The sequence below is a fragment of the Arhodomonas sp. KWT2 genome (assembly GCF_041949875.1).
GTDB classification, from domain to species: Bacteria; Pseudomonadota; Gammaproteobacteria; order Nitrococcales; family Nitrococcaceae; genus Arhodomonas; species Arhodomonas aquaeolei.
Window position 1 is genome coordinate 1 of record NZ_JBHFPQ010000014.1, and the last position, 18,615, is coordinate 18,615.

The following is an 18,615-nucleotide window of genomic DNA, read 5'->3' on the forward strand; positions in this document are numbered from 1 at the left end:
CAACCACCCTCAGCCCGTCGTCCACCACCAGCCGGGCAATCCGCTGCTTGTATTCCGCCGTGAACTTGCGCCGTTCGCGCGCCATGGCTGTTCTCCTCGTCTTGGGCAAGATCATCCCACCTAACGAGGTGTCCACGAAAATTAGACCAGCTCAATTGTTTCTCCCCCTCTCCCCAAACCCCTCTCCCGCGAGGGGGAGAGGGGCTCGCAACGGACATGCCGCTGACCGGGGTCGTTCTTCCCCCCTCTCCCGCGAGGGAGTGAGGCTCGCAACGGGCATGCCGCTGACCGGAGTCGTTCTTCCCCCCCTCTCCCGCAAGGGAGAGAGGCTCGCACCGGGCATGCTGCTGACCGGGGTCGTTCTTGCCCCCCCTCTCCCGCGAGAGAGAGGGGCTCGCAACGGACATGCCGCTGACCGGAGCCGTTCTTCCCCCCTCTCCCCCGCGAGGGAGAGAAGCTCGCCACGGACATACCGCTGATCGGGGTCGTTCTCCCCCCTCTCTCCCACGAGGGAGAGAGGCTCGCAACGGACATACCGCTGATCGCGGTCGTTCTTCCCCCCTCTCCCGCGAGGGAGAGGGGCTCGCAACGGACATGCCGCTGACCGGAACCGTTCTTGCCCCCCTCTCCCCTCGCGGGAGAGGGGCGGGGGGAGAGGGGGGAAGCAGCGTCAGCTGCTGGCGGCCTCCGTCTCCACGTCCTCCCCCATGAATTCCTTCGCAAACCGCTGGAGGATACCGCCGGCGGCATAGATGCTGAGCTCGTCCTGGGTGTCCAGGCGGCAGATCACCGGGACCGCCTCGCGGCTGCCGTCCTGGCGGTGGATCACCAGGGTCAGGGTGGCGCCCGGGGCCGGCTCGCCCTCGACGTCGTAGGTCTCGCTGCCGTCGATGCCCAGGGTTCTGCGGGTGGTGCCCTCCTGGAACTGCAGCGGGAGCACGCCCATGCCCACCAAGTTGGTGCGGTGGATGCGCTCGAAGCCCTCGGCGGCGATGGCCTCGACGCCTGCAAGGCGCACGCCCTTGGCGGCCCAGTCTCGCGACGAGCCCTGGCCGTAGTCGGCGCCGGCGACGATGATCAGCGGCTGGCGGCGCTGCTGGTAGGTCTCGATGGCGTCCCACATGTGCATGACCTCGCCCTCCGGCTCCAGCCGGGTGAGCGAGCCCTGGCGGACCTCGCCGTTCTCATCCCGCACCATCTCGTTGAACAGCTTCGGGTTGGCCAGCGTCGCGCGCTGGGCGGTGAGGTGGTCGCCGCGGTGGGTGGCGTAAGAGTTGAAGTCTTCCTCCGGCAGGCCCATCTTCGCGAGGTACTCGCCGGCGGCGCTGTCCGGGAGGATGGCGTTGGACGGCGAGAGGTGGTCGGTGGTGATGTTGTCCGGCAGCACCGCCAGCGGTCGCATGCCCTTGAGCGCGGGCCGGTCGGCGAGGTCGCCCTCCCAGTACGGGGGCCGGCGGATGTAGGTGCTCATGGGCCGCCAGTCGTACAGCGGGCTGACCTGCTCGCCCTTCTCCACCCTGATGTTGAACATCGGCGTGTAGACGTTGCGGAACTGCTCCGGCTTCACGCTCTCGCGCACGATGCGGTCGATCTCCTCGTCGGAGGGCCAGAGATCCTTGAGGGTGACCGGGTTGCCGTCGGCGTCAAACCCCAGCGCGTCCTTCTCGATGTCGAAGCGCACGGTGCCGGCGATGGCGTAGGCCACCACCAGCGGCGGCGAGGCGAGGAACGCCTGCTTGGCGTAGGGGTGGATGCGGCCGTCGAAGTTGCGGTTACCGGAGAGCACGGCCGTGGTGTAGAGGTCGCGGTCGATGATCTCCTGCTGGATCTCGGGGTCGAGGGCGCCGGACATGCCGTTGCAGCTGGTGCAGGCGAAGCCGACGATGCCGAAACCGAGGCTCTCCAGTTCCGGGAGCAGGTTCGAGGCCTCCAGGTACATCTGCACGGCCTTGGAACCCGGCGCCAGGGAGGTCTTCACCCAGGGCTTGCGGGTGAGCCCCATCTCGTTGGCCTTCTTCGCGAGCAGGCCGGCGGCGACCACGTTGCGCGGGTTGGAGGTGTTGGTGCAGCTGGTGACGGCGGCGATGATCACCGCGCCGTCGGGCATCCGCCCCTCGGTCTCCTCCCAGGCGCCGGCGATGCCGCGCTCGGCGAGCTGCGAGGTGGGCAGGCGGCGGTGCGGGTTGGACGGGCCGGCCATGGTCCGCTCGACCGCGGAGAGGTCGAAGGTGAGCGTGCGCTCGTACTCGGCGCTCTTCAGGGCGCCGCCCCAGAGGCCGGCCTCCTTCGCGTAGGTCTCGACGAGCCGCACCTGGTCGTCGTCGCGGCCGGTGAGCTTGAGGTAGTCGATGGTCTGGCGGTCGATGTGGAACATCGCCGCGGTGGCGCCGTACTCCGGGGTCATGTTGGAGATGGTGGCGCGGTCGCCCACGGTCAGGGCCTCGGCGCCCTCGCCGAAGAACTCGAGGTACGCGGAGACGACGCGCTCGCGGCGCAGGAACTCGGTCAGCGAGAGGACGATGTCGGTGGCGGTGATGCCCGGCTGCGGCCGGCCGGTGAGCTCCACACCGACGATGTCGGGCAGGCGCATGTAGGAGGGCTGGCCGAGCATGACGCTCTCCGCCTCCAGGCCGCCGACGCCCACGGCGATCACGCCCAGCGCGTCCACGTGGGGGGTGTGGCTGTCGGTGCCCACGCAGGTGTCGGGGAAGGCCACGCCGTCACGTGCCTGCACCACCGGCGACATCTTCTCCAGGTTGATCTGGTGCATGATGCCGTTGCCCGGCGGGATGACGTCCACGTTGTCGAAGGCCTTCTTGGTCCAGTCGATGAAGTGGAAGCGGTCCTCGTTGCGACGGTCCTCGATCTCGCGGTTCTTGCGGAAGGCGTCCGGATCGTAGCCGCCGCACTCCACGGCGAGGGAGTGGTCGACGATGAGCTGGGTCGGCACCACCGGGTTCACCTTGGCCGGGTCGCCGCCCTTCTCGGCGATGGCGTCGCGCAGACCGGCGAGGTCCACGAGCGCGGTCTGGCCCAGGATGTCGTGGCAGACGACCCGCGCGGGGTACCAGGGGAAGTCCTGGTCGCGCCGGCGCTCGACGATCTGCGTGAGCGCGGCGCTGAGCCGGGACGGGTCGCAGCGGCGCACCAGGTTCTCCGCCAGCACACGGGCGGTGTAGGGGAGGCGGTCGTAGGCGCCCGGGCGGATGTCGTCGACGGCGGCGCGGGTGTCGAAGTAGTCGAGGTCGGTGCCCGGCAGGGACTTGCGGTATCGGGTGTTCATGGCGTCGTTCTTCCAGCTTCCTGGCCCGTGGCCGTGGGGGCCGGCTTGGCCGTCGGCCCGGCATGTACGATCAGAGACCCGGCGCGCGTCCCTCGCGCCGGCGCTCCCCGGTCCCGGGCGCGCCGTCCCTGGCGGCCCGGATGCGGGGCGGGTTGGTCAGTCCCGCTCCTCCAGCGGCACCCAGGTCTGCAGGTCCGGCCCGGTGTACTCCGCGTTGGGGCGGATGATGCGGTTGTTGGCGCGCTGCTCGAAGACGTGGGCGCACCAGCCGGTGACGCGGGACATCACGAAGATCGGGGTGAACAGCTTCGTGGGGATGCCCATGAAGTGATAGGCGCTGGCGTGGAAGAAGTCCGCGTTGGGGAAGAGCTTCTTCTCGCGCCACATCACGTCGGCGACGCGCTCGGAGACGGGGTAGAGGACAGTGTCGCCGATCTCGTCCGCGAGGCGCCTGGACCACGCCTTGATGATGGCGTTGCGCGGGTCCTTGTCGCGGTAGACGGCATGGCCGAAGCCCATGATTTTGTCCTTGCGCTCGAGCATGCCGAGGATCTCGCGCTCGGCCTCGTCCGGGTCGGACCACTGCTCGATCATCGCCATCGCCGCCTCGTTGGCACCGCCGTGGAGCGGGCCGCGCAGCGAGCCGATGGCGCCGGTAACGCAGGAGTGCAGGTCCGAGAGCGTGGAGGCGCACACCCGCGCGGTGAACGTCGAGGCGTTGAACTCGTGCTCGGCGTAGAGGATCAGCGAGGCGTGCATCACCTTCTCGTGGGTGGCGTTGGGCGACTCGCCGAGGAGCAGGTGGAGGAACTGCGCGCCGATGGAGTCGTCGTCCGTATCGGTGTCCACGCGCACGCCGTCGTGGGAGTAGCGGTACCAGTAGGTGATGATCCCGGGCAGCGCGGCGAGGATGCGGTCGGCGACGTCCTGCTGCTCCTCAAAGCCCTGCTCCGTCTCCAGGTTGCCGAGCATGGAGCAGCCGGTGCGCATGACGTCCATGGGATGGGCGTCCGCGGGGATGCGCTCGAGGACCTCCCGGAGCGCCTGCGGCAGCGCGCGCAGGCCCTTGAGGCGACGCTTGTAGGCGTCGAGCTCGGCGCGGTTGGGGAGCTTGCCGTAGAGCAGCAGGTAGGCGACCTCCTCGAACTGCGCGTGCTCGGCGAGGTCGTGGATGTCGTAGCCGCGATAGGTCAGGCCGGTGCCCTTGATGCCCACGGTACACAGCTCGGTCTCGCCGGCGGTCATGCCGCGCAGACCGGCGCCCGTTTTCTTCTCCGTCATGGTGCCTCTCCTGATGCGTGCGGGCCCGCCCGGCGGGGCGGGCCGTCAATGATCCTGTCCCTGTCGTCCGGACCGCTCACTCCTCGCGGGAGAACAGCTCGTCGAGCTTGCGCTCGTACTCGTGGTAGCCGAGCACGTCGTAGAGCTCGTTGCGGGTCTGCATGAGCTCGGTCACGGCGGACTGGGTGCCGTCCTGGCGGATGGCGGCGTAGACCTGCTCGGCGGCGCGGCTCATCGCCCGGAAGGCGGACAGCGGGTAGAGCACGAGCCCGGCCCCGGCGCCGCGCAGCTCCTCGACGGTGAACAGCGGGGTCTTGCCGAACTCGGTGATGTTGGCGAGCACGGGCACGGAGACGCGGTCGGCGAAGGCCTTGAACTCCTCCAGCGAGTGCAACGCCTCGGCGAAGATCATGTCCGCGCCGGCCTCGACGTAGGCGTCGGCACGCTCGACGGCGGACTCCAGGCCCTCACCGGCGTAGGCGTCGGTGCGCGCCATGATCACGAAGTCCTCGTCGTAGCGCGCGTCCACGGCGGCCTTCACCCGGTCGACCATCTCCGCCTTGGAGACCAGCGCCTTGCCCGGCCGGTGGCCGCAGCGCTTGGACTGGACCTGGTCCTCGATGTGCACGGCGGCGGCGCCGGCACGGGTCAGCTCCTGGATGGTGCGGGCGATGTTGAAGGCCCCGCCCCAGCCGGTGTCAATGTCCACCAGCAGCGGCACGTCGCACACGCCGGTGATGCGGCGGACGTCCTCGGCGACGTCGGCGAGCTGGGTGATGCCCAGGTCCGGGAGGCCGAAAGAGGCGTTGGCCACGCCGCCCCCGGAGAGGTAGATGGCGCGGAAGCCGGCGCGCTCGGCGAGCAGCGCGGAATAGGCGTTGATGGTGCCGGCCACCTGAAGCGGCCGTTCTTCGTCGACGGCGCGGCGGAAGCGCCGTCCTGCGGATTCCAATGTCGGCATGGTTTTCTCTCCCTCGTCGGGGACACTGGCGGCCCTGGGGGACACGGCGGCGGGCTTTCACAGTTTCAGACGCCGCCCGAGCCACGGAGCGTCAGTTTACGCTAGCGTAAAACCGTTTCCCAAATCGCTGGCGAATCATGATGTTGCAGAACGATTCTGATCGTCCGCAACGATAGATGCCGTATCCGGCGGATACTCTATTGTGAAACGCAATATTCAGCGATCGTGTGAATTGTCCGCGCTGGCGTTTCCGGGCCCACGGGGACGCGCCGTCTGTCCGTGGAGACCGGTAGCGGGACGCGCGGGTTCCCCGGCGGGGACGATTGCCGGGACGACAGCGGACCGGGTGGCCGGGACGGCCGGGGGAGGAAGACGGGAATGGGGCGGGGATGCCGTCACCCCCGCCCCGCCTGGCGCCGACGGCCTCAGTTGGCCTTGTGAATGGCGCGCTTGTCCACGGCCAGGGCGGCCTCGTGGACGGACTCCGAGAGGGTCGGGTGAGCATGGATGGTCCGCGCCAGGTCCTCGGCGCTGGCGGCGAACTCCATGGCGACCACGCACTCGGCGATCAGCTCCGAGGCCTGGGAGCCACAGATGTGCACGCCCAGGACGCGGTCGGTCTCGGCGTGGGAGAGGATCTTGACCATACCGGCAGTCTTGTCCATCGCCCGTGCGCGGCCGTTGGCCGCGAAGCCGAAGGTCCCCGAGCGGAACGGGGTGCCCGCGTTCTTGAGCTGCTTCTCCGTGCGTCCGACCCAGGCGATCTCCGGGTCGGTGTAGATCACCCAGGGGATCGCCTCGTAGTTCACGTGGCCGGGCTTGCCGGCGATGCGCTCGGCGACCATCACGCCCTCCTCGCTGCCCTTATGGGCGAGCATGGGGCCGCGGACCACGTCGCCGACGGCGTAGACGCCGGGGATGTTGGTCTCGCAATGGTCGTTCACGTGCACGAAGCCGCGCTCGTCGGTGAGCAGGTCGACGTCCTCGTGGGCCAGCTCCTCGGTGTTGGGCCGGCGCCCCACGGCGACGATGAGCTTGTCCACCTGGATGTTCTGGCTGCCGTCCTTGTCCTCGTAGTGCACGGACACGGTCTTGCCCTGGCGGGTCTCGGTGACACGGCAGTTCAGACGGATATCCAGGCCCTGCTTCTCGAACTGGCGCTTGGCGTCGCGGGAGACCTGGTGGTCCACCGGCGCCAGGAACTCCTCCTGGGCCTCGAGCAGCACGACCTTGGAGCCCAGGCGGTTCCACACGCTGCCCATCTCCAGGCCGATCACGCCGGCACCGATGACGCCCAGGCGCTTGGGCACCTCGGTCATCTCCAGCGCCCCGTCGGAGGTGAGCACGCGCTCGCCGTCGGTGGGGGCGGCGCCGATCTCGATCGGCTTGGAGCCGGTGGCGAGGATCACGCTGCCCGCCTCCAGGGTCTGCTTCTTGCCCTTGTGGGGCGAGAACTCGACGCGGCGGTCGCTGAGCAGCTTGCCGTGGCCCTGGAGCCACTCGATCTTGTTCGCCTTGAACAGCTGCTGGATGCCGCCGGTGAGGTCGGCGACGACCTTGTCCTTGCGGGCGATCATCTTGGAGACGTCGAGGTCGACGCCGCTGACGTTGATCCCGTGACCGGCGAGCTCGTCGGTCACCTTGTGGTACTGCTCGGAGGAATCGAGCAGCGCCTTCGAGGGGATACAGCCCACGTTCAGGCAGGTCCCGCCCAGCGCGGGCTCGCTGCCCTTGCGGCGGAACTCGTCGATGCAGGCCACGCTCATACCCAGCTGCGAGGCGCGGATGGCCGCCACGTAGCCCGCGGGGCCGGCACCGATGACGATAACGTCGTAGGAATTGGCCATTTTGACTCCCGTTGTCTAAAGCCGGTTAAACCTCGAGCAGCAGCCGCGCCGGGTCCTCGATGACCTCCTTGATCGCGACGAGGAACTGCACTGCCTCGCGGCCGTCGATGATGCGGTGATCGTAGGAGTGGGCGAGGTACATCATCGGCAGGGCCCGGATCTCGCCGTTCTCCACCATGGCCCGCTCCTGGATCTTGTGCATCCCGAGGATGCCGCTCTGGGGCGGGTTGAGGATCGGCGTGGACAGCAGCGAGCCGAAGATGCCGCCGTTGGTGAGCGTGAAGGTGCCGCCGGTGAGCTCGTCGATACTGATCTTGCCGGCCTTGGCGCGCTGGCCGAAGTCGGTGATCGCGGACTCGATCTCCGCGAACGAGAGCTGATCGGCGTTACGCAGCACCGGCACCATCAGGCCGCGCTCCGTGGACACGGCGATGCCGATGTCGTAGTAGCCGTGGTAGATGATGTCCGAGCCGTCGATGGAGGCGTTCACGGCGGGGAAGCGCTTGAGGGCTTCGACCGCGGCCTTCACGAAGAACGACATGAAGCCCAGCTTGATGCCGTGGGTCTTCTCGAACTGGTCCTTGTAGCGGGCGCGCAGATCCATGACCGGCTTCATGTTGACCTCGTTGAACGTGGTCAGCATGGCGGCGGTCTGCTGCGCCTCCACCAGGCGCTCGGCGATACGCTGGCGCAGGCGGGTCATGGGCACGCGGCGCTCCGGGCGGTCGCCGCCGGCGGCGGCCTCGGAGACCGCCGGGGCCTCCGGCGACTTGGACTCGGCCGGGGCGCTGCGCCGACCCGCCGGCTCCGGCTCGCGGGGCTTGCGCTCGGCGGCACCGCTGTCGCCGCCGGAGTCGCCGCTGTCGAGGTAGCGCTGCACGTCCTCCTTGGTGATCCGCCCGTCGCGACCGGTGCCCTCGATACGGGACGGGTCGAGGTCGTGCTCGGCGACCATGCGCCGCACCGCGGGGGAGAGGTCATCGTCCGCCTCGGCGGCCGGGGCCTTGCCGGCGGAGGACTCGGCGGGCTCCGGCTCGGGCTCGGCGGCCGGCTCGGCCTCCTGCTTACCCGCGGACTCGGCCGGCGCCTCCCCGGCAGACTCCTGCTTCGCCGCGGCACCCGCACCGCCGCCCTCGCCGAGGGTGGCGATGACCTCGTCGGCGGTGACCGTGTCGCCCTCGTTCTTGAGGATCTCGCCGAGCACCCCGTCCTCCGGGGCCGGCACCTCGAGCACGACCTTGTCGGTCTCGATATCGACCAGGTTCTCGTCGCGTTCCACCGCGTCACCGGGCTGCTTGTGCCAGGTGACCACGGTGGCCTCGGTCACGGATTCGGGCAGTGCGGGTACCTTGACTTCGATACTCATCGATTCCTCGCTTGTTGTCCTCGGTGGCCCCATCCCCGGGCCTGGATTATCGGCGCGATGCGCTTACCGGTTCGTGTTCAGCCGAGCGCGGCCTCGACGAGGCGGCGCTGCTGCTCGTGGTGGAGCTTGGCATAGCCCACAGCCGGCGAGGCGGACGGATCCCGGCCGGCATAGCTGAGCGACTGCTCGCGGGTCATGCAGTTCCGCACGTGATGCTGGATCTGGTACCACGCGCCCTGGTTCTGGGGCTCCTCCTGGCACCAGACCACCTCCTTGGCCCCCTTGTAGCGGCGCTTGAGCAGCGCGGAGAGCTCCTTCTCCGGGAAGGGGTAGAGCTGCTCGACGCGCACGATGGCGACGTCGTCCTGCTCGCGCTTGCGCCGCTCCTGGAGCAGGTCGTAGTAGACCTTGCCGCTGCACACCACCACGCGGTTGATCGACTTGACCTTCATCTCGTCGATCTCGTCGATGACGCGGTGGAAGCGCCCGCGGGAGAGCTCGTCCAGCACCGAGGTGGAGAGCTTGTGGCGGAGCAGCGACTTCGGCGTCATCACGATCAGGGGCTTGCGCGTGGTCTGCAGCATCTGCCGGCGCAGCATGTGGAAGAACTGCGCCGGGGTGGAGGGCACGCAGACCTGGATGTTCTGCTCCGCGCACAGCTGCAGGAAGCGCTCCAGTCGCGCCGAGGAGTGCTCCGGCCCCTGGCCTTCGTAGCCGTGGGGCAGGAACATGGTCAGCCCGCAGAGCCGGCCCCACTTGGCCTGCCCGGAGCTGATGAACTGGTCGATGACCACCTGCGCGCCGTTGACGAAGTCACCGAACTGCGCCTCCCAGATCGTCAGCGTCTGCGGATCCGAGGTGGAGTAGCCGTACTCGAAACCGAGCACCGCTTCCTCGGAGAGCAGCGAGTCGATGACCGTGAAGCTCGCCGGATCCTCGCCGACGTCCTTGAGCGGCACGTGGGTGGTGCCGTCCTTCGCGTTGTGGAGCACGGCATTGCGATGGAAGAAGGTGCCGCGGCCGGAATCCTGGCCGGTGAGGCGCACCTGCCAGCCCTCCTCGAGGAGGCTCGCGTAGGCCATGGTCTCGGCAAAGCCCCAGTCCATGGCCAGCGCGCCGGCGGCCATCTTGCGCCGGCTCTCCATCATACTCGCCACCCGGGGGTTGAGTTCGAAGCCCTCGGGCAGGCGCTGGAGGTGCTCCTGCAGGCCGCGGATGCGCTCCAGCGAGACGGCCGTCTCGACCTCCTGGTCCTCGCCGCCGGAGAAGAAGGGCGACCAGTCGACCAGGAACTCATTCTGGACGTCCTCGACCATGTTGGGTGCGACGACCTCACCCTCGTCGAGGCGGTCACGGTAGCTGCGCTCCATGCGCTTGGCGTCGTCGCCGGCGATGACGTCGTCCCCGACCAGGCGCTCGGCGTAGAGCTTGCGCAGCGGCGTGTGCTTCTTGATCTTCTGGTACATCATCGGCTGGGTCGCCGAGGGCTCGTCCGCCTCGTTGTGCCCGTGCCGGCGATAGCAGATGACGTCGATGACCACATCGCGGCGGAAACGCTTGCGGTAGTCCATCGCCAGCTGGGTGACGAACAGCACCGCCTCCGGGTCATCGCCGTTGACGTGGAAGATCGGCGCCTGAACCATCTTCGCGACCTCGGTGCAGTAGAACGTCGAGCGCGAGTCGAGCGGATTCGAGGTGGTGAAGCCGATCTGGTTGTTGATGATCACGTGCATGGTGCCGCCGGTATAGAAACCGCGGGCCTGGGAGAGCTGGAAGGTCTCCATGATCACGCCCTGGCCGGCGAAGGCGGCGTCACCGTGGATGAGCACCGGCAGGACCTCGTCGCCGGTGGCGTCGTGTCGACGCTGCATGCGCGCCCGGGTCGAGCCGACGACCACCGGGTTGACGATCTCCAGGTGCGAGGGGTTGAACGCCAGCGCCAGATGGAGCGCCCCGCCGGACGTCTGGATGTCCGACGAATAGCCCATGTGGTACTTCACGTCGCCGGCGGTGGCGTTGTCCAGCTCGTAGTCGCCCTCGAACTCGGCGAACAGCTCCGCCGGCGACTTGCCGAGCAGGTTAACCAGCACGTTCAGCCGGCCGCGGTGGGCCATGCCGAGCACCATCTCGCGCACGCCCTGGCTGCCCCCGCGCTGCACCACCTCGTCGAGCAGCGGGATGATGACCTCGCCGCCCTCCAGGGAGAAGCGCTTCTGGCCGACGTACTTGCTGTTGAGGTACTTCTCGATGCCCTCCGCGGCAGTGATGCTCTCCAGCAGCCGGCGCCGGCGCTCGGTGTCGAGTTCGGGCCGCGCGCGCGGGCGCTCCAGGCGCTCCTGGATCCAGCGCTTCTGCGCGGTGTCGGTGATGTGCATGTACTCCGAGCCGATCTTGCCCGCGTACACGTCCTCACACAGGGCGATGATCTCGCGCAGCGTGAGCTGCTCCGAGGTGAACAGCGAACCGGTATTGAACCGCCGGTCCATGTCCTCCCCGGTCAGGCCGTGGTACGCCGGATCGAGATCCGGCACCTCGGGCTTGGCGCGGAGATTGAGCGGATCGATGTCGGCGCGCTGGTGGCCGCGGAAGCGGTAGGCGTTGATCAGCCGCAGCACCGCCGCCTGCTTCTGGGCGACCTCCGGGGCGATCTCGCCGGTGGCCGCGCCGTTGTGGCCGCGGCGGCGGCCGATCTCGGCGAACTCCTCGCGGATCGGACCGTGGGGGACGTCCCGCACGGCGGCGCCGTCACCGGCCTCGAGGCCCTGGAAGTAGCGCTTCCACTCGGTGTTCACGGAGTCGGGATCGTTCAGGTAGGCCTCGTAGAGGGCCTCCATGTAGCTGGCATTGCTGCCGCTGAGATAGGAGTTACGCAGTAACCGTTCAAAAGCACCATTCATGGAAAGATCACCCGGTGATTGACGCGCGTGTGCAGGGACGGACTTACGGCAAAAGGTAGCCCACCACACCACCTCCGCCAGCGACCGGCGGCCGGAGACAGGGGGGTTGGATGGAGCACGGGATGGGCTGAGACCGGATGCCGGGGAGCGGCTTCGGGATGGCGGGACGGCAGGCATGGAACACGGCCGGCGCGCCCGTCGGGACGGGCTCCCGCGCGGTGCTCGCGGCACGGCCCCGGGGACCTGCCCCGGGGTCCGCCGGGGCGTTGTGCTGCAGGGCCGGATGCACTGGCTCCGGAAGCGTTCATCTCACGCTGTGCCCGACTGTCCTTGCCGCAAATGAAGGTTTCGCGTGCGGCACTCATTCAATCTCTGACACCAAAGGCCTTCGCGAAACGGGCTTAATACCATACGCGCCGCCGGTCACAAGCGCAACAGTGGCAAGGGTTTACACCCCGAAACAGCCCCTTGCGAAACCGGCAGAGCTCAAACCAGTGAGTTTTCTTACCAAAAGGTAAGCGTCTCACTCGTCCTCATCGGCCGAGCCGGGGAGAAAACGCGAGAAGATCAGCCCGAGCTCGAAGAGCAGCCAGATCGGCACCGCGAGCAGCACCTGGGAGATGACGTCGGGCGGGGTGAGCAGCATCCCCACGGTGAACGCGACCACGATCACGTAGGGCCGCTTCGCGCCCAGCTCGCGACGGGAGATCACGCCGCTTCGGATCAGCAGAATGGTGGCGATCGGCACCTCGAACGAGGCACCGAAGGCGAAGAACAGCGTGAGCACGAAGGAGAGATACTCGCCGATGTCGGTCATCATCGACACCCCCTCGGGGGTGACGCCGGCGAAGAACCGGAACACCAGCGGGAAGACCACGAAATAGGCGAACGCCATGCCCAGGTAGAACAGCGCCACGCTGGAGGCCACCAGCGGCCAGATCAGCCGGCGCTCGTGGCGGTACAGCCCGGGGGCGACGAACGCCCACACCTGGTAGAGGATGTAGGGGATGCACACGAAGAACGCGCAGACCAGCGCGAGCTTGAGCGGGATCAGGAAGGGCGTCGCCACCTGGGTGGCGATCATCTGGGCGCCCTCCGGCAGCACGGCCTGCAGCGGCCCGGCGAGCCAGTGGTAGAGCGGCTCCCGGAACGGGTAGAGCACCAGGAAGACGGCGAGGGTGACGAGCAGCGAGCGCATCAGCCGGCTGCGCAGCTCGAGCAGGTGACTGAGCAGCGGGCGGTCGTCGTCGTCCACCGACTGGTCGTGGGGCTCCACGCTCATTGTCCGTTACGGTCCCGTGTCTCTGTGCCGGCATTCTGCTCGCCGGCGTCGCTGTCACTGTCACCGCCGCCGGTGGTGCTCTCGGCGGACGCGGAGGCGGCCTCCTCCACTTCCGAGCGCGTGCGCTCGGCGGTATCGCGCACCTCGCTCGCGGTGCGCTCCACGCTCTCGCGGAACTCCTGACCGCGCTCGCGCAGGGCGCGCTCGGTGTCACGCAGCCCCTGGAGGTCGGACTCGCGTTCGATTTCGTCGCGCAGGGAGTAGAAGGTGGCGCGGGCCCGTCCGACCCACAGCCCGACCGTCCGGGCAAGCCCCGGCAGCCGCTCGGGGCCGACCACGATGAGCGCGATCACCCCGATGATCAGCAGTTCCCAGAAGCCGACATCAAACATCGGTGTAGGATGCCGGGATCAGCTGGTGTGGTGCCGGTCGCGGCCGGTCTCTTCGGTCTCCGAAGTGGACTCGCCGGGCTTCTCCTCGGAGGCCTCGAGCCGCTCGCCGGAGGCATCGGAGGATTTCTCCTTCTCGCCGTCATCCATGGCGTGCTTGAAGCCGCGCACCGCACCACCAAGATCCGAACCGATGTTGCGCAGCTTCTTGGTGCCGAACAGCAGCAGCACGATGACCAGAATGAGCAGAAGCGACCAGACGCTGATACCACCGAAACCCATTTAACCTCTCCTGACAGCTGCAGCCGCCGCCGGCAGGCGGTGGCGTTGTGATCTAGTCGCCGTCGCGCGCGGCCTTTTCGTCCAGGCCGGACAGGCCGAAGCGGCGTCCGAGCTCTTCGAGCACGTCGGCGGGACCCCGATCATAATGCGCCAACATGACCAATGTATGGAACCACAGATCCGCGGTCTCATAAACCAGATGGTCCGTGTCGCCGGACTTCGCGGCGATCACGGTCTCGGTGGCCTCTTCGCCGACCTTCTTGAGGATCTGGTCCTCGCCCCGGGCATACAGCCCCGCCACGTAGGAGCGCCCCGGGTCCTCGCCCTTGCGCGTCTCCAGCACCTCGGCGAGGCGCTCGAGGATACGCTCATCCATTGCCGTTCCCCCCGTAGATCGACGCCGGGTCGCGCAGGACCGGGGCCGTCTCGGCCCAGTCCCCGTCCGCCAGGCGCCGGTAAAAGCAGCTGCGCCGCCCGGTGTGGCAGGCGATCCCGCCGGCCTGGGTCACCCGCAGCAGCACGACATCGCCGTCGCAGTCGATGCGCAGCTCGTGCACCCGCTGGGTGTGGCCCGAGCTCTCGCCCTTGTGCCACAGCCGCCCGCGGGAGCGCGAGTAGTACACCGCCTCGCCCAGCTCGGCGGTCCGCTCCAGGGCCTCGCGGTTCATCCAGGCCATCATCAGGACCTCGCCGTCGCCGGCGTCCTGGGCGATCGCCGCCACCAGGCCGTCGTCGTTCCAGCAAACCTCGTCGAGCCAGCTCATCGGCGCACCTCGATGCCGTGCTCGGCCATGTAGGCCTTGGCCTCGGCGATGGAGTACTCGCCGAAGTGGAAAATGCTCGCCGCCAGCACGGCGTCCGCCCGGCCCTCGAGCACCCCGTCGACGAGATGCTGGAGCGAGCCCACGCCGCCGGAGGCGATGACCGGCACGCCGGTGGCCTCGGAGACGGCGCGGGTGAGCGCGCAGTCGAAGCCCTCGCGGGTGCCGTCACGGTCCATGCTGGTGAGCAGGATCTCGCCGGCGCCGAGCCCGGCCATGTGCCGCGCCCAGTCCACCGCATCCAGACCCGTCTCACGGCGTCCGCCGTGAGTGAATACGGCCCAGCGCGGCTCGCCGTCGACGTCGGCCACACGCTTGGCGTCCACGGCGACGACGATGCACTGCGAGCCGAAGCGCTCGGCGGCCTCCGCCACGAACTCGGGGTGGTGCACGGCGGCGGTATTGATCGCGACCTTGTCCGCACCGGCGTTGAGCAGCCGGCGCACGTCGGCGATCTCGCGCACCCCGCCGCCCACCGTCAGCGGAATGAAGACCTCGCTCGCCACCGCCTCGACCACCTCGACAATGGTCTCGCGGCCCTGGTGGCTGGCGGTGATGTCGAGGAAGGTGATCTCGTCCGCGCCGGCGCGGTCGTATTCCCGGGCCACGGCCACGGGGTCGCCGGCGTCGCGGATGTCGACGAAGCGCACGCCCTTGACCACACGCCCGGCGTCCACGTCCAGGCAGGGGATGATGCGCTTGGCGAGCGCCATTACGCGGCCCCCGTGAGCTCGTTGGCGGTGCGCTGGGCCTCGGCGAGGTCGAGACCGCCCTCGTAGAGGGCGCGGCCGACGATGGCCCCGCTGATGCCGCTGTCCGCCGCGGCGCACAGCGCGCGCACGTCGTCCATGGAGGAGACGCCACCGGAGGCGATGACCGGGATCTCCACCGCCCGGGCCAGCCGCGCCGTCGCCTCGACGTTGACGCCGCGCATCATGCCGTCGCGGCCGATGTCGGTGAACACCAGCGCCTCCACGCCGGCGGCCTCGAAACGCCGCGCCATGTCCTCGGCGCTGGCCTGGCTGACCTGCTCCCAGCCGTCGGTGGCGACCATCCCGTCCTTGGCGTCCAGGCCGACGATGATGTGGCCGGGGAACTCGTCGCAGGCGTCGTCGACGAATGCCGGGCGGCGCACCGCCTGGGTGCCGATGATCACGTAGTCGACGCCCACGTCCAGATACGTCTGGATGACATCGAAGCTGCGGATACCGCCGCCGACCTGGATCTCCACGTCCGGATACTCCTCGGCGATGCGCCCGATGATGTCCGCGTTGACCGGGAAGCCGGCCACCGCGCCGTTGAGATCGACGATATGGATGCGCCGCGCACCGGCCTCGATCCAGCGCCCGGCAATGGCAACCGGATCGTCGGAGAAGATCGTCTCGTCGTCCATGCGCCCCTGGCGCAGACGCACGCACTTGCCCTCTTTGAGGTCAATCGCGGGAATCAGCAGCATGTCCGAATCCATTTCACCTGTTCTCGATCGCGACCGCAGCGGGCCGCGCGCTCGTCGGTCGGCGCCTCAGGCGGCGCCGTCCCAGCGGACGAAGTTCGCAAGCAGACGCACACCGGCGTCATGGCTCTTCTCCGGATGGAACTGGGTCGCGAAGATATTGCCGCGCCCGAGCACGCTCGCAAATGGCCCGCCGTAGTCGGTGCGCCCCAGCACCAGGGCATCCTCGTCCGGCTCGGCATAGTAGCTATGCACGAAGTAGAACCACTCGCCGTCGTCAATGCCCGCCCACAATGGGTGGGACGTCGTCTGGCGCACGCGGTTCCATCCCATGTGCGGGACCTTCAGTCCGGTGTCCGCCGCCGTGAAGTGGTGGCGGAAGTGGCGGATCCGCCCGGGAAAGCGCCCGAGCAGGTCGATGCCGCCGTTCTCCTCGCTCCAGGCGAGCAGGACCTGCATGCCCATGCACGCACCGAGGAAGGGCTTGCGGACCATGCTCTCGCCGAGCACGTCGATGAGCTCGTGGGCGTGCAGCGCACTCATGCAGTCCCGCGCCGCGCCCTGGCCGGGAAAGACGACCCGATCCGCGGCGGCGATGATCTCGGCGTCATCGGTCACCCGCACGTCCCCGGCGCCGGCGTGCTCCAGCGCCTTGGCCATGGAGCGCAGGTTGCCCATGCCGTAGTCGACAACGACGGTGCTTGCCATGGACGCCCCCTTACAGTGCGCCCTTGGTGGAGGGCGTCACCCCCGCCTGGCGCTCGTCGAGCTCCACGGCCATGCGCAGGGCGCGGCCGGTGGCCTTGAACACCGTCTCCGCCACGTGGTGCGCGTTGCGCCCGCGCAGGTTGTCCACGTGCAGGGTGATCCAGGCGTGATTGACCAGGCCCTGGAAGAACTCGCTGAACAGGTCGACGTCGAAGCTGCCGATCCGCGCGCGCGGGAACTCAACGTGGAACTCCAGCCCCGGGCGGCCGGAGAAGTCCACCACCACCCGCGAGAGCGCCTCGTCCAGCGGGCAGTAGGCGTGGCCGAAGCGGCGGATGCCCTTCTTGTCGCCGAGTGCCTTCGCGAGCGCCTGGCCCAGGGTAATGCCGACGTCCTCGACGGTGTGGTGATCGTCGATGTGGTGATCGCCCTCGGCCTGGATATCGATGTCGATCAGCCCGTGGCGCGCCACCTGGTCGAGCATGTGCTCGAGGAACGGCACACCGATGTCGATGTTGGATGCCCCCGTGCCGTCGAGATTGACGGTGGCACGGATCCGGGTTTCCAGGGTGTTGCGCTCTACGCTCGCGGTTCGCTCGGCCATGGTCTCGCATCAACTGGGCTGGGTGACGCGCGGAGCATACCACGCCTCCCAGTGCATTGTGGTGACCGCTGAGACCCGGCTCAGCGGGGCTCCCGGGTCGCCAGACGGAAGGTCACCGGACCGTCGTTGACCAGGCTCACGGCCATGTCCGCACCGAACACGCCGGTCGCCACGTCCGCATGCCGCTCCCGGCAGTGGCCGACGAGGGCATCGAACAGCCGCCGGCCGGCATCCGGCGACGCCGCGGTGGAGAACCCCGGGCGGTTGCCCTTGCGGGTGTCGGCCGCGAGGGTGAACTGCGGCACCAGCAGCAGCCCGCCGCCGGTATCCGTCAGGGAACGGTTCATCCGGCCATCGGCGTCCTCGAACACGCGGTAGGCGAGCAGCCGCCCGGCGAGCCGGGCGGCGTCCGCCGGCCCGTCCTCGCGCTGAACGCCGACGAGCACGAGCAGCCCTCCGCCGATCGCGGCGACGGTCCTGCCGTCGACGTCCACCGCCGCGCGGCTGACGCGCTGAAGCAGCGCGATCATGTCTTCCTCCGGATGGGGTAGCGGCCGTGTAGGCCAATTCCTACATGGTCTGTCACCGGCGGCTGACAGTCACCCCCCGGCGATGGTGGCATCCTGTCCCCGTGCCTGCCATTGAGGGCGGGCGGGCCGCAGCAGGAAGCCGCGGCCATAACAAAAACCACAGGGAAGTGGCGCACGCCGGCAGGAGCCGGTCGACCCCACGGAGGGGGTCGCGTGCGCGTTTCACCTCCAGCACAGTGAACCTAACAAGCCGGCGCAGGGATCGCGCCGGCATTTTTTTGGTCCAGCACAACGTAGAAAGCGGCGGAGCGGCCGGATCACGGACCCGCGCGTCCGCCCGGTGTGTCAGGGGTGCCGGGAAACGTCGGCCGTGTGCAGGGCGTCAGTCAGCCGGGGATATTGCACACCAGCGGCGCCCGACTCCACACGGCCGGCCCCACCCGCGCGCGGGCGGCTCCCTGCAACGCCGCTTCTCCAGGGCCATTGTCGGCTGCCTTCGAGCAGCCGACCTACACCTAATACCGACCTACGGTCCGCCTGGACGGGGCTATACCGGATCACGCTGAACCCACGCACCGCGACGCCGTGGCCCGGCTCCCGTAGGTTGGCTGCTCCCGGCAGCCAACAGGCCCTACCGGTATCGGCTGCCGCCGGCGGCCAACGCAACCGCTCCACGGCGGATGTCGGCTGGCTTCGAGCAGCCCACCGACCGCAGGCCTGTCCCCGTGTGAGTCGTCAACGGCCCCCGGCCCGGGCACGCCACACCCCGACAACCGCCGTGGAGCGGTTGCGTTGGCCGCCGGCGGCAGCCGATACCGGGAGGGCCTGTTGGCTGCCGGGAGCAGCCAACCTACGGGAGCCGGGCCACGGCGTCGCGGTGCGTGGGTTCAGCGTGATCCGGTATAGCCCCG

Annotated in this window: 16 protein-coding genes; all 16 read right to left on the reverse strand. The window is 68.8% G+C overall.

All coding sequences use genetic code 11. The annotated features are described in order from the left end of the window. Positions 1-670: 670 nt before the first annotated feature. The 16 genes from acnD to dtd all read right to left on the reverse strand — a co-directional run bounded on the left by acnD (position 671) and on the right by dtd (position 17,704). Positions 671-3,283 carry a Fe/S-dependent 2-methylisocitrate dehydratase AcnD gene (acnD, locus tag ACEZHJ_RS00325; RefSeq protein WP_375036108.1) on the reverse strand — a complete coding sequence of 871 codons (2,613 nt, stop codon included), beginning with the start codon at positions 3,281-3,283 and terminating at the stop codon, positions 671-673. Between the two features lie 156 nt (positions 3,284-3,439). Next, entirely contained in the window at positions 3,440-4,564 is a 1,125-nt protein-coding gene (prpC, locus tag ACEZHJ_RS00330; RefSeq protein ID WP_018718104.1) for a 2-methylcitrate synthase, read from the reverse strand. Positions 4,565-4,640: 76 nt separating this feature from the next. Beyond that, positions 4,641-5,525: a methylisocitrate lyase gene (prpB, locus tag ACEZHJ_RS00335; RefSeq protein ID WP_018718103.1), complete on the reverse strand. Its 885-nt coding sequence runs from the start codon at positions 5,523-5,525 to the stop codon at positions 4,641-4,643. A gap of 425 nt (positions 5,526-5,950) precedes the next feature. Continuing rightward, positions 5,951-7,372 carry a dihydrolipoyl dehydrogenase gene (lpdA, locus tag ACEZHJ_RS00340; protein ID WP_018718102.1) on the reverse strand — a complete coding sequence of 474 codons (1,422 nt, stop codon included), beginning with the start codon at positions 7,370-7,372 and terminating at the stop codon, positions 5,951-5,953. A gap of 25 nt (positions 7,373-7,397) precedes the next feature. Continuing rightward, complete coding sequence (gene odhB / locus ACEZHJ_RS00345; RefSeq protein ID WP_018718101.1) at positions 7,398-8,738, reverse strand: 2-oxoglutarate dehydrogenase complex dihydrolipoyllysine-residue succinyltransferase; 1,341 nt, start codon at positions 8,736-8,738, stop codon at positions 7,398-7,400. Positions 8,739-8,815: 77 nt separating this feature from the next. Beyond that, positions 8,816-11,635, reverse strand: a complete 2,820-nt coding sequence (locus tag ACEZHJ_RS00350) for a 2-oxoglutarate dehydrogenase E1 component (protein ID WP_018718100.1) — start codon at positions 11,633-11,635, stop codon at positions 8,816-8,818. 523 nt (positions 11,636-12,158) lie between these two features. Then, entirely contained in the window at positions 12,159-12,917 is a 759-nt protein-coding gene (gene tatC, locus ACEZHJ_RS00355; protein ID WP_018718099.1) for a twin-arginine translocase subunit TatC, read from the reverse strand. Beyond that, complete coding sequence (tatB, locus tag ACEZHJ_RS00360; RefSeq protein ID WP_018718098.1) at positions 12,914-13,309, reverse strand: Sec-independent protein translocase protein TatB; 396 nt, start codon at positions 13,307-13,309, stop codon at positions 12,914-12,916. Before tatB ends, tatC begins: the two co-directional genes overlap by 4 nt. 18 nt (positions 13,310-13,327) lie before the next feature. Further along, on the reverse strand, positions 13,328-13,588 hold the full coding sequence (gene tatA, locus ACEZHJ_RS00365; RefSeq protein WP_018718097.1) for a Sec-independent protein translocase subunit TatA: 261 nt from the start codon (positions 13,586-13,588) through the stop codon (positions 13,328-13,330). Positions 13,589-13,640: 52 nt separating this feature from the next. After that, the gene (locus ACEZHJ_RS00370; RefSeq protein ID WP_375036109.1) at positions 13,641-13,964 is read right to left on the reverse strand and encodes a phosphoribosyl-ATP diphosphatase; all 324 of its coding nucleotides are present in this window, start codon (positions 13,962-13,964) and stop codon (positions 13,641-13,643) included. After that, entirely contained in the window at positions 13,957-14,352 is a 396-nt protein-coding gene (hisI, locus tag ACEZHJ_RS00375) for a phosphoribosyl-AMP cyclohydrolase (protein WP_018718095.1), read from the reverse strand. The genes ACEZHJ_RS00370 and hisI overlap by 8 nt, the downstream gene beginning before the upstream one ends. Beyond that, entirely contained in the window at positions 14,349-15,122 is a 774-nt protein-coding gene (gene hisF / locus ACEZHJ_RS00380) for an imidazole glycerol phosphate synthase subunit HisF (protein WP_018718094.1), read from the reverse strand. Before hisF ends, hisI begins: the two co-directional genes overlap by 4 nt. Further along, positions 15,122-15,865: a 1-(5-phosphoribosyl)-5-[(5-phosphoribosylamino)methylideneamino]imidazole-4-carboxamide isomerase gene (gene hisA / locus ACEZHJ_RS00385; protein ID WP_026321069.1), complete on the reverse strand. Its 744-nt coding sequence runs from the start codon at positions 15,863-15,865 to the stop codon at positions 15,122-15,124. Before hisA ends, hisF begins: the two co-directional genes overlap by 1 nt. Positions 15,866-15,931: 66 nt before the next feature. After that, positions 15,932-16,570, reverse strand: a complete 639-nt coding sequence (gene hisH, locus ACEZHJ_RS00390) for an imidazole glycerol phosphate synthase subunit HisH (protein ID WP_163140263.1) — start codon at positions 16,568-16,570, stop codon at positions 15,932-15,934. Between the two features lie 10 nt (positions 16,571-16,580). After that, on the reverse strand, positions 16,581-17,174 hold the full coding sequence (gene hisB, locus ACEZHJ_RS00395) for an imidazoleglycerol-phosphate dehydratase HisB (protein ID WP_259202215.1): 594 nt from the start codon (positions 17,172-17,174) through the stop codon (positions 16,581-16,583). An 80-nt stretch (positions 17,175-17,254) separates the two neighbouring features. Next, positions 17,255-17,704: a D-aminoacyl-tRNA deacylase gene (gene dtd, locus ACEZHJ_RS00400; RefSeq protein ID WP_375036110.1), complete on the reverse strand. Its 450-nt coding sequence runs from the start codon at positions 17,702-17,704 to the stop codon at positions 17,255-17,257. Positions 17,705-18,615: the final 911 nt, after the last annotated feature.

Excerpts from the sequence above, each read along its gene's own strand:
- acnD (WP_375036108.1), bottom strand. The coding sequence starts at position 3,283 with ATGAACACCCGATACCGCAAGTCCCTGCCGGGCACCGACCTCGACTAC.
- prpC (WP_018718104.1), bottom strand. The coding sequence starts at position 4,564 with ATGACGGAGAAGAAAACGGGCGCCGGTCTGCGCGGCATGACCGCCGGC.
- prpB (WP_018718103.1), bottom strand. The coding sequence starts at position 5,525 with ATGCCGACATTGGAATCCGCAGGACGGCGCTTCCGCCGCGCCGTCGAC.
- lpdA (WP_018718102.1), bottom strand. The coding sequence starts at position 7,372 with ATGGCCAATTCCTACGACGTTATCGTCATCGGTGCCGGCCCCGCGGGC.
- odhB (WP_018718101.1), bottom strand. The coding sequence starts at position 8,738 with ATGAGTATCGAAGTCAAGGTACCCGCACTGCCCGAATCCGTGACCGAG.
- ACEZHJ_RS00350 (WP_018718100.1), bottom strand. The coding sequence starts at position 11,635 with ATGAATGGTGCTTTTGAACGGTTACTGCGTAACTCCTATCTCAGCGGC.
- tatC (WP_018718099.1), bottom strand. The coding sequence starts at position 12,917 with ATGAGCGTGGAGCCCCACGACCAGTCGGTGGACGACGACGACCGCCCG.
- tatB (WP_018718098.1), bottom strand. The coding sequence starts at position 13,309 with ATGTTTGATGTCGGCTTCTGGGAACTGCTGATCATCGGGGTGATCGCG.
- tatA (WP_018718097.1), bottom strand. The coding sequence starts at position 13,588 with ATGGGTTTCGGTGGTATCAGCGTCTGGTCGCTTCTGCTCATTCTGGTC.
- ACEZHJ_RS00370 (WP_375036109.1), bottom strand. The coding sequence starts at position 13,964 with ATGGATGAGCGTATCCTCGAGCGCCTCGCCGAGGTGCTGGAGACGCGC.
- hisI (WP_018718095.1), bottom strand. The coding sequence starts at position 14,352 with ATGAGCTGGCTCGACGAGGTTTGCTGGAACGACGACGGCCTGGTGGCG.
- hisF (WP_018718094.1), bottom strand. The coding sequence starts at position 15,122 with ATGGCGCTCGCCAAGCGCATCATCCCCTGCCTGGACGTGGACGCCGGG.
- hisA (WP_026321069.1), bottom strand. The coding sequence starts at position 15,865 with ATGCTGCTGATTCCCGCGATTGACCTCAAAGAGGGCAAGTGCGTGCGT.
- hisH (WP_163140263.1), bottom strand. The coding sequence starts at position 16,570 with ATGGCAAGCACCGTCGTTGTCGACTACGGCATGGGCAACCTGCGCTCC.
- hisB (WP_259202215.1), bottom strand. The coding sequence starts at position 17,174 with ATGGCCGAGCGAACCGCGAGCGTAGAGCGCAACACCCTGGAAACCCGG.
- dtd (WP_375036110.1), bottom strand. The coding sequence starts at position 17,704 with ATGATCGCGCTGCTTCAGCGCGTCAGCCGCGCGGCGGTGGACGTCGAC.